Origin of the sequence: Microcoleus sp. N3A4 (assembly GCF_036701805.1) — a bacterium.
In the GTDB taxonomy this organism is placed as follows: Bacteria; Cyanobacteriota; Cyanobacteriia; order Cyanobacteriales; family Microcoleaceae; genus Microcoleus.
The window spans coordinates 8,746-19,802 of the sequence record NZ_JAUBRJ010000103.1 but is presented as its reverse complement, the minus strand read 5'-3'; the positions used below and the strand labels follow the sequence as shown (position 1 = coordinate 19,802).

At 45.1% G+C, this 11,057-nt stretch carries 7 protein-coding genes; 2 read left to right on the top strand and 5 right to left on the bottom strand.

Annotated features, from left to right (window positions below):
- Window positions 1-508 precede the first annotated feature (508 nt).
- Window positions 509-1,801: an HhoA/HhoB/HtrA family serine endopeptidase gene (locus QUA56_RS33880; protein WP_333367568.1), complete on the top strand. Its 1,293-nt coding sequence runs from the start codon at window positions 509-511 to the stop codon at window positions 1,799-1,801.
- Between the two features lie 368 nt (window positions 1,802-2,169).
- Entirely contained in the window at window positions 2,170-3,042 is an 873-nt protein-coding gene (locus tag QUA56_RS33875) for an MBL fold metallo-hydrolase (RefSeq protein ID WP_333367565.1), read from the top strand.
- A gap of 94 nt (window positions 3,043-3,136) precedes the next feature.
- On the opposite strand, the gene QUA56_RS33870 is transcribed toward QUA56_RS33875, so the two are convergent.
- From QUA56_RS33870 to gcvH, 5 genes are all read right to left on the bottom strand, one after another.
- Window positions 3,137-4,819: a glycoside hydrolase family 44 protein gene (locus QUA56_RS33870; RefSeq protein WP_333367562.1), complete on the bottom strand. Its 1,683-nt coding sequence runs from the start codon at window positions 4,817-4,819 to the stop codon at window positions 3,137-3,139.
- An 89-nt stretch (window positions 4,820-4,908) separates the two neighbouring features.
- Complete coding sequence (locus QUA56_RS33865) at window positions 4,909-5,520, bottom strand: RloB family protein (protein ID WP_333367559.1); 612 nt, start codon at window positions 5,518-5,520, stop codon at window positions 4,909-4,911.
- 5 nt (window positions 5,521-5,525) lie between these two features.
- Window positions 5,526-6,923, bottom strand: a complete 1,398-nt coding sequence (locus QUA56_RS33860; RefSeq protein WP_333367556.1) for an ATP/GTP-binding protein — start codon at window positions 6,921-6,923, stop codon at window positions 5,526-5,528.
- A gap of 192 nt (window positions 6,924-7,115) precedes the next feature.
- Window positions 7,116-10,082, bottom strand: coding sequence for an aminomethyl-transferring glycine dehydrogenase (gcvP, locus tag QUA56_RS33855; protein ID WP_333367553.1), 2,967 nt, complete (start codon window positions 10,080-10,082; stop codon window positions 7,116-7,118).
- Between the two features lie 296 nt (window positions 10,083-10,378).
- Window positions 10,379-10,771, bottom strand: coding sequence for a glycine cleavage system protein GcvH (gene gcvH / locus QUA56_RS33850; protein WP_333367551.1), 393 nt, complete (start codon window positions 10,769-10,771; stop codon window positions 10,379-10,381).
- Window positions 10,772-11,057: the final 286 nt, after the last annotated feature.

Genomic DNA, 11,057 nt, shown 5'->3' with positions numbered 1-11,057 from the left:
CATAGCGAACGACAGGGATCGTTCGCTATGGACGCTCGCACGCTCTGTATGATTCCGATTTAACCGGATTTGATATTACAGATTTTTTACTTCCTGCTTTAGGTTTAGGCTTTCTGGGTGGTTTAGCTGCTGTCGTGGATGCAGGCGGGGTCAAAAACCCCGTTTCTACGTTAACGTCGATCGCTCGCAACGAAGGTTTTGATTCTTAACCGGGTTTTTGCGAGTCCACGACTGTTGTAGAGTTCGGATATCAATCCTGTGAATATTTCATGCCAATGCGGAATATCCTGGTCTGCGATCGTAGTCTTGATTATGGAAGTGTGAGGCAATTCGCCAGTGCTACCTGAGTTCGATCGCGCTCAAAAGCTGGAATCCACAATTGGCCTGCGATAGTCCGGTTTCCACCTCACCGTGTAGGGTAAACCCCACCAGGCAATCACCTCTAACAAATGCTTGAATTAAAATTAGAGAGCCTTTAGTTCTAATTTAATTACACTAGGTGCTAAAAATGCAAAACCCTAATTATAACTCTCGCTCTAACTCCCACCAAATCAATACTGTGTCAACCAAAAATATGCCTGCTGCAACTGTGCGCGATCGCCGTTTTTCTGTGCCGAAAAAACTGGCTTTTTTATCCCTCGTTTTGCTCGGCTCCACCGCAACTGTTGGGTGCAACGCCCTAACTTCTCAAGTTCCTGGAAGTTCTAACGCCATCAAATCTGAACCGGCAAATGCAGCGCCAATCTCAGCATTGCCTGCAAATATACTGCCCTCTCAAGACTCTAATTTTGTCACTAAAGTAGTGCAGGAAGTCGGCCCGGCAGTGGTGCGGATCAATTCTTCTCGCACGGTGAAGAACCAAGTTCCAGATGAGATCCCCCAGCAATTCCGCCGCTTCTTCGGCTCCGAATCTCCCGTTCAACCGGGAAATCGGGTAGAACGGGGTTCGGGTTCAGGCTTTGTTTTTGGTTCAGACGGCCGCATTTTGACTAACGCTCACGTTGTTGATGGCGCGGATACGGTGACGGTAAAACTGAAGGACGGTCGCGAATTTGTCGGCAAAGTTTTAGGCGTAGATACAGTTACTGATGTGGCTGTTGTTAAAATTGAAGCTACCAATTTGCCTGTGGTGAGTTTGGGCAAATCTGAAGAGTTACAGCCGGGAGAATGGGCGATCGCGATCGGCAATCCCCTCGGTTTGGACAATACTGTGACTGTGGGCATTATTAGCGCTACAGGCCGTTCTAGCGCCGATGTCGGTGTTCCTGACAAGCGCGTCAGCTTTATTCAAACCGACGCTGCGATCAATCCCGGCAATTCCGGCGGCCCGCTGCTGAACCAGCGCGGTCAAGTTATCGGCATGAATACGGCGATTATTCAAGGTGCTCAAGGATTGGGTTTTGCGATTCCGATCGATCGAGCTCAACAAATTGCCAACCAGTTAGCAACAACAGGTAAAGCCGAACATCCTTATCTTGGCATTCAGATGTTGAGTATTACTCCTGAAGTCAAAGCAGAATTCAATAAAAATCCCAACCCCAAATTGAGGCTGACTGAAGATAAAGGCGTGTTAGTTCTCGGAATTGCCAAAGGTTCTCCGGCGGCACAAGCTGGAGTTCGCGTTGCCGATGTGATCGAGAAAATCAACGGTGCAGAAGTCAGCGATGCTGGCAGCGTACAGCAAATTGTCGAGAAAAGTACAGTGGGCAGCAATCTGCAGCTTGAATTGAGCCGCGGCGGACAACCTGTTACTGTGGCGGTGAAAGCGGGTGCTTTTCCAACGAGCCAGCAGCAGCAGTAGAATTGTTGATTGAAACTTAGATATTGCACCATTGTCAATAATCCTTTTATGAACAGGCTTTCCGGCCTGTTCCACAAGAAAAACTCACTCTTTGTGGAACAGGCCGGAAAGCCTGTTAAGAGAGAATGGTGCAAGATGTGAGTTTTAACTGAGATATTGCACCAATGTCATTAAGCCTCTAAAAGCTAGATTTTTGGCGATCGCATCAACGGAAAATCAAGGGTTCTGGTCGGTTCTTGAGAATGGTGCAATATCTCAGTTTTAACCGACTTGTGCTGTGAGATGGGGGTTTAAACCCCGGCGGGATGTCGGGGGTTCTAGTTAAACTAAGTTACCATAATTTATATGGGTTATTAAGAGGTAGAAAAATGGCTAACATTAATCGGAGGCGTACTGAAAATATTAACGGTAACTTTTATGTAGACAGTACCTGTATTGACTGCGATACTTGTCGGTGGATGGCACCTGAAGTATTTGGTCAAGCAGGAGAACAGTCTGCGGTTTACCAGCAGCCAACTAATGAAACTGAAGAAATGCGATCGCTCGCAGCTCTTTTGTCTTGTCCCACAAGTTCCATCGGCACTGTTGAAAAACCCAAAAACATCAAAGAAGTTCAGCAACAGTTGCCCGCACTCGTAACAGAAAATGTTTACCACTGCGGCTACCATTCAGAGAAATCCTACGGTGCTGCTAGCTATTTAATTGTCCGTCCAGAGGGCAATGTTTTAGTTGATTCTCCCCGTTTTGTGCCGCCGCTAGTCAAAAACATAGAAGCAATGGGTGGCATTCGCTATCTGTACTTGACTCACCGCGACGACGTAGCAGACCATCAAAGATACCGCGACCATTTTGGATGCGATCGCATCCTTCATGCGGACGAAATTAACGCGGATACTCGCAGTGTAGAAATTCAATTGTCGGGCAGCGAACCGCATCAAATAGCCGATGATTTGTTGATTGTACCTGTTCCCGGCCACACGAAAGGTCACACAGTTTTGCTTTACAATAACAATTTTTTGTTCACCGGCGATCATCTTGCTTGGTCGGATAGTTTGCAGCAGCTAGTTGGCTTTCGCGAAGTTTGTTGGTATTCTTGGCCGGAACAAATCAAATCTATGCAAAATTTGGCTAATTACTCGTTTGAATGGGTGTTGCCGGGACACGGCCGCAGGTACAATGCCGATCGACAAACAATGAGCAATCAAATGCACAAGTGTGTTGCTTGGATGCTCGATGCTTAATAGTTGAAAACCCTTTGATAATCGGCGGTTGAAACCGCTACTACATAGACAAAGTCCGGATGGTGCGCGGACTAAGAATAAGAGGGATTTGGTATTACGCTTTCGGAATAGCAACTAAAGTCATAGAATTCGCCGGGTAAGTTGCCTGAAAACCGACGGCGCTGACACCTAAATCTGTCTGACGGACGATCGCCTGCAAATTCGCCTCGCTGTAAGTGTAAACTTGAGCTTTACCCGCCGGTTTAAATCCTTTCAAACTCAAGTTGCCGGTCAAATTTTTGTTTGTTTTATTAATAATTACCAGCGTCAGAGTACCATCGCTGCTGCGATCGGCTGCGTAGATTGACAAAAGTCCCCGATCTGTGCTGTGCGATCGCACCCAAGTATCGCCATACTTACCACCCTTGCCGTCATAATTCATGTAAATTCGGAAGGCATAAGCACCCGGTTCAGAGGACTTCGGAGGCCCCCACAGCGTCGCTAAATCCACTTGTTCGCGCCCAAAAATCCCCAGTACATCGGCTTGGGTTAACGCCCCATTAATTGACTCCAAACCGCCCCAATTATATTCAGTAATTGCGATCTTTGTACCTGGATAATCTTGATTTACCCACTCTCGAAACCGGGGAATAATTGTTAGTGGCGGATTGGATTTACCCAGCCAACTTTCATCAGTGTAAGTGCTGTCCCACAGAGAACGAGTCGATCGCAGCCGCGCTGCTTGCGTCTTCGCGTCGCCGGCGGGACAATTCGCCAAACAGCCGTCATCCGCCACAGGATAATAGTGTTCGTCGAAATAATCGAGAATCCGAACACCTTTTTGCTGTTCGTAAGCGCGCATTTGCTGCAAGTACCACCGCGCAAACCAGACGCCGCCGTGTTTTTCGCGATCGCCCTTTACCAGAGAATCCGCATAGACTAACCAGCCAAAATCAGACGGGCCGAGTATCTTAGCGGTGGGATCTGTGGCTTTTACCATTGAGGCATATTGGTAAGTGCGATCGCGCAATTCATCGTAACTTGTCGCTTCTGGATGAACATCGCGGTGAGTATTTCCCCAGCCGCTGGGTTCGTTGTCCATTTGATAAATTTGCACGCCGCCGCTAGCAGCAGTACCGTGGGTTTTAACTAAGTGTTGAACCCAAGCTTTTTGAAATTCTGGATTGCTAGTAATACTGACATCAAGGCGATTATTATCGGCGATTAAAGTGCCATCTGGACGCTTCCCATTGCCGCATTTATCGCCTTCTGGAAAAATGTAAGGATTAGTTTTTTCTTGGGGCCCATATTTAGATACTCTAAAGCCGCAGTTCCAAGTGCTAAATTTATTTACATAGCCAATCATCGGAATAGTAACGATGCTTTTGCTGCCGTTTTTGCGATTGGTGTTGACAATTTTATCGATCGAATCGCCGGGAACAGGATTTTTATTGTCGCCGCCACCCACGAAAAAGAAGTCATCGCCGTTGTTGGAAGAATCGACTAACCAGTTGTAGCGGCTGGTGTGATTTGCCCCCCAGCGTTCTACCGGAATTCGCAACTCTTGGGCGAGGGCCGGATCGATCGCATAATCATTCATACCGTAGATGTCGGGACTGATGGAATGTCGATCGGCTGTAACGTCTACAGATAAGGTGGGATTGGCTGTTTGGGCGATCGCCGTTTTGAGGTAAGCTGCTGTTGCTACCACTGCCAAAGCCGCCAAAACACCTAACAATAATAGGATAATCCAACGCGGTTTATTTTCGGGCGATCGCCACACAAATCGTGCATTCATTTTGATAAAGTCTGAAAACTGCTTGTGCAATAAAAAAATGTTAATTAAATTATCCTAATCTCTTATTCACATTATAGAAGATGTTGAAGTCAGCAGTCACTACCCAAGCTTTTCAGCAGAATCTCAACAAGTCTATAGACATGGGTTCCTAGTGTTGGTGGCCACTTTTGCTGAGAACTTGGATGTAGATTTTTCGCTCGATTTACTGCATATTTAGTATTTGGCTTGTAAGCAGAGATATCCAGATTGCTACCATTGTAACTTCCTAAAATTTTTCGTAGTCTTGCCTTAAAATTATCGCAAGTCCTATCCTGAGTATTAATATCTTCAAAGTGTAAAGTTAACCAAACTTCAAAACAAGGATTGCTAATAGCTAAATTATAACCTCTTTGCCTAGCTTGACTACAGACATCACTCAATTTTTTGTCACCCCAACGATCCACATCAGAAACCAGCCAAAGCATATCATCCTCATTTAGATCGTATTGTTTTTTGAATATATCTAAACGCTCTAAAACATATTCAGGTGAAGATTTACCATCTTCTGTAGTTGCTAATATTTCCACTTTTAGTCTGGTGCTATTAAACATTCTAAAATATTGCTTTTCAGTTTCCTTACCTTCCGTAGCAACTATAAATAGTTTTGCATCTCTCCGATCCTGTTGACGGTCTAATAATTTAGTGCGGTTAATTTTTCCCATTGCTATTAGTTAGTTATTACGGATAGCTCGGTTTCACAATTAAGCCAGCCTAAACTTTGTGGATTTCCAAAGAATGGAATAGCTCCAAAACGTCCATTCAAATAACCTTTCTCAATTTTAAGATCGGGTCTCATTTTAAATTCGGCTAAAGAGTAAAGATTAGAGACACCTTGTTCGCTCTTTTCAACCAACCAAATTTCATCACGTCGGAGTAAATCTAAGTCTAGCAAATTGGTATCATGGGTTGTAAAAATGAGTTGATTTTTTTTGTCTCTACAATTGATTGCTACCTGTACAAAATTCCGAGAAAGCAGAGGGTGCAAACGTCTATCAAGTTCATCCAGAAAAATCACTTTTTCTTCTTCTTGTTTTAAAATAAAAAGAGCAGGAATCAAATTGATTAGACGTTGAGTTCCTTCTGATTCCTCTTCTATTGAAAAATCAACAAATTCTCCGTCTTCGCTGCGATGACGAGTTCTGAGTTGAATCAAAATTACTTGACTTTCATCATCCTTAAACAGCAGAAATCTTGTACCTCCTAAGTTCTCAATCATGGCAATTGAATTTTTTTCTGCTTGATTCAGGGCCTGAATAAGATTATCTCTTAAAACTTTAGGCATAGTTGGAAAGTGTCGCTCAAAATCTAACTCTACTTCCTCTGTAACTATGGAATCAATTCCTGTTCCTGCAAACTTCAGAAACTCGCTGAGAAAGTCCGTGAATGATTCATCACTGAGTACACCAATTTCTAAGCCCGTATAATCTGCTTCTGCTGGAATAATACTTAATACTTTTCTGAACCAGTCAAAAATAGGTTTTAAAATAACAACATTTCGCTCAAGAGATTCGGTTAAGAAAAGTTGATTAGGGCGAGTCCCCTCTGCAATAAAATCGAGAAACTGTTGACGCTTCTTACTTCGATCTTTTAGTTTTAAACCATATTCTACTGTAGTTTCTTTTTTTGATGAAGTGACCCGTTCAAAGTACATCACTTCCTGCTTTTTGCCATCAGGGATTCCATAAAGCCATTCTTCAAAAATTTGCTCTCTATTTAATTTAAACCCGTAGGAGTATTGATCGCCTTGGTGTGTAAAAATAAACTCAAACTTGCTAGGCTGCTTACTATAATCACCCAGTTTGAATGGAGAAACAGGGATAGTTTGACTGCTGCGAGTTCCCTGTACAACTAAGTTTTTGGCAAAACTTATAGCCTCGATCAGATTTGACTTTCCTGCTGCATTTGCTCCGTAGATTGCTCCAATTGGCAATATCGATCGCCCTTTTCCTGCTGCATCTTCAGCAAGGTGATCTATATGTTCTAGGTCGCTATTAACTCCCACCATACTAAATGTGACTTCATCCCTGAAGGATAAGAAATTTTGTATAGTAAGTTGAATTAACATTGTTTTTACCCATTAGGAGGTATTGGATTACACTACTTTCACCCATTATGGTAGCCTAAAACAGGTATTTAGGAGAAAAAATCTCCTAAATTACCTAGTTTTATGGAAAGTTTATCTCTCTAGACGGAGATGTGGGGGATGCGAGGGCGATCTAAACTCAGAGCCAAACGAGATTTAGCATAAATTTCAGTCTTAAGTGTAAGCCTCCATTGGCAAACAAGAACAGACAAAATTACGATCGCCAAACGCATTATCTATTCTGCCCACCGCCGGCCAAAACTTATGTTCGCGAGTCCAAGGTGCCGGATAAGCAGCTTGTGCGCGAGTATAAGGACGATTCCACTCATCAACCATCAGAGATTCTGCGGTATGCGGTGCATTTTTCAAGACGTTATTTTGCGCGTCAACATTACCTTTTTCAATCTCCGCAATTTCGCCTCGAATCGCAATCATCGCATCGCAAAAACGGTCTAATTCCTGCTTTGATTCGCTTTCCGTCGGTTCCACCATTACCGTACCAGCAACCGGCCAAGAAACCGTCGGCGCGTGATAACCGTAATCCATCAACCGTTTGGCGATATCTTCGACTTCAATGCCTGCTGTCTTTTTGAGCGATCGCAAATCTAGAATACACTCGTGCGCCACCAAACCAGCTTTCCCTTTATACAAAACTGGATAATAAGATTCTAAGCGTTTTGCCATGTAATTAGCATTAAGAATTGCTACTTTTGTTGCCTCAGTTAAACCCACTCCTCCCATCATCCGAATGTACATCCAAGAAATAGTCAAAATGCTAGCACTTCCCCAAGGCGCTGCGGAAACAGCACCAACTGTTGACTGTTGACTGTTAACTGTTGACTGTTGACTGTTAACTGTTGACTGTTGACTGTTAAGAATAGAATTACTGGGCAAAAATTCTACCAAATGAGACATCACCCCAATCGGCCCCATTCCCGGGCCGCCGCCACCGTGAGGAATGCAGAAAGTTTTGTGCAAATTCAAGTGACAAACATCAGCACCAAAATCACCTGGGCGGCACAAACCAACTTGAGCATTCATATTTGCGCCGTCCATATAAACTTGTCCGCCGCAGTTGTGGACAATTTCGCAAATCTCTTTAATTTCTTCCTCAAAAACGCCGTGCGTAGATGGATATGTTACCATCAAAGCCGCCAGTTCATTTTTGTGTTTATCGGCTTTTTTCTGCAAGTCCGTTACATCTATATTGCCCTGACAATCGCACTCGACAGCAACTACTTTCATTCCCGCCATCACCGCGCTAGCCGGATTTGTACCGTGGGCTGACTGGGGAATCAAACAGATATTTCGGTGAGATTCGCCTCGGTGTTCGTGGTATTGGCGAATAACTAACAAACCCGCGTATTCCCCTTGGGAACCGGCGTTTGGCTGCAAAGAAACTCCCGCAAAACCGGTAATTTCTGCCAGCCACTGTTCTAGTTGCACGAACATCATTTGATAGCCGCGAGTTTGAACGCGGGGTGCAAAGGGATGTATCTTGCCAAATTCCGCCCAAGTCACCGGCATCATCTCTGCTGTTGCATTCAATTTCATGGTGCAAGAACCCAAGGGAATCATCGATGTATTTAGCGATAAATCCTTGGCTTCTAAACGGTGCAAATAGCGCAAAAGTTCAGTTTCTGAATGGTAGCTGTTGAAAACTGGATGCGCGAGATAGCTGCTGGTGCGATCGCAAAAATCTGGTAAGGTCAAATATGAATTCAATGCGTCGGCATCCAGCGGAATGTTGAGAGCATTCTGCCCGTCAGCCCTGATATAATCTTTATCCTGTGCAAAAATTTTCCACAACTCTTGCACGTCTTCAACGGTGACAGTTTCATCTAAAGTGATTCCCACTGTCGAATTATCAAAAATTCGGAGATTAATTTTGCGAACTTTAGCAGCTTCTACAATTTCTGACAGCGGTTTATCTCCCAATTCTACTCGCAGAGTATCGAAGAAAGGTTGAGAACCAATTGTGTATCCGAAACTTCTTAAACCGGATGCCAAAAGTGCAGTTAAAGTCCGTACTTTCTCAGCAATGTCTTGCAGTCCAGAAGGGCCGTGATAAACAGCATACATACTCGCCATCACTGCCAGCAAAACTTGAGCAGTACAAATATTGCTGGTTGCTTTTTCGCGGCGGATGTGCTGTTCGCGAGTTTGCAAAGCCAAACGCAAAGCAGATTTGCCGTTGGCATCTTGAGAAACGCCGACAATTCGCCCCGGAACTTGCCGTTTAAACTCTTCTCGCGTGGCGAAATAGGCGGCGTGGGGCCCTCCGAATCCCATCGGCACTCCGAAGCGCTGAGTGCTTCCTACGGCTATATCCGCGCCGAATTCGCCGGGGGGTGTGAGCAAGCAAAGGCTCAAAATGTCGGCAGCAACTGTGACTAATGCGCCGACTTCGTGTGCCGATCGAATAAAATCGGTATAGTCGTAAATTGCGCCGTCTGTGGCGGGGTATTGCAGGAGAGCGCCGAAAATTGTACGATCGAACTCAAAGCTTTGATGGTCGCCGACAATCACCTCAATTCCCAGCGGCTTAGCGCGAGTTTTTACAACTTCAATAGTTTGAGGGTGGCAATCTTGGGAAACAAAAAACGCTTTTCCCTGATTTTTACTCGCGCCGTAACTCACCGCCATCGCTTCCGCCGCCGCAGTCCCTTCATCCAGCAAAGAAGCGTTGGCAATTTCCAAACCCGTGAGGTCAATTATCATGGTTTGGAAGTTCAGTAAAGCTTCCAACCGCCCTTGAGCAATTTCCGCTTGGTAGGGAGTGTAAGCTGTATACCAGCCGGGATTTTCTAGGATATTCCGCTGGATGACGGGGGGTGTGATGCAGTCGTGATATCCTGTGCCGATGTACGATCGAAATACCTGATTTTTTGCAGCAATTTCTTTCAATTCTGCCAAAGCGCTGTACTCGCTTTGCGCTGCGGGAAGTTGTAGCGGTTGAGAAATGCGAATCGCCGCAGGAACCGTTTTGTCAATCAACTCATCGAGGCTGGAAATGCCCAAAACATCAAGCATTTGCTGGATTTCGCTGGGTGTCGGGCCAATGTGCCGGCCCGCAAAACCATCGATGGAAACAAGGTTTTGCTGCTGACTGGGTTCAAGTTGAGGGCTGTAGAGTACCAAGGCTGATTCTCCTGAATAGACTTTTGCTTCTTTGTTTGTAACATTTTGCTAAGAAAACCAGGAAGATTTTCTGCCTCTATCAAAGTCCGACAGTCCGACAGGGGTTGAAACCCCTGTCTCATAGCTAAAGTCGTCGGTCGCCGACTGTAGATTAAGGCGCACTTATCGCAACTCCCCGCGCAACAGGTTAGTATTTCAGTCGTCTAAAGACGACTTGTGCTATTAGCCAGGGGTTTCAACCCCTGGCGGATTGTGGAGGAATCAACGAGCCCTAGCCCCAAATTCCCAATCAAAACTCAAGACTGATCCGCTTCGACCAGTGCACGATATTTCTCGGCAGACATAGCATCATCAAGTTCGCTGGGATTGTCAACGCGGACTTTCACCAGCCACCCGTCGCAGTAGGGGTCCTGCCCCACAAGCTCAGGGTCGTCTACAATGGCATCATTGCGTTCTACGACAGTGCCGGTAACGGGTGATATCAACTCTTCAACCGCTTTCACTGACTCGACTGTACCGAATTCATCGCCCTTTTCCAGCTTTGTACCGACCTCTGGCAATTCCACAAATACGATATCACCTAATTGCATCGTGGCAAAGGCTGTGATGCCGATCGTGGCTATGTCGCCTTCGAGTCGGATGTATTCGTGGCTGTCTAGGTATTTCAAGTCATCTGGGTATTGTGCCATGTCTTTTCTCGCAATAAATAAAGTATCAAGTAAATTTTATTCAATAACGCACCCTACAACTTGGTGAAATTTTGCGGAAATTCGTAAGGTGCGTCAGTCAGAGTTTTTCGATGGGAGGCGAAGATGATTTTAGCTGACGCACCCTACAACTTGGTGAAATTTTGGGGAAATTCGTCAGGTGCGTCAGTCAGAGTTTTTCGATGGGAGGAGAAGATAATTTTAGCTGACGCACCCTACAACTTGGTGAAATTTTGGGGAAATTCGTCAGGTGCGTCAGTCAGAGTTT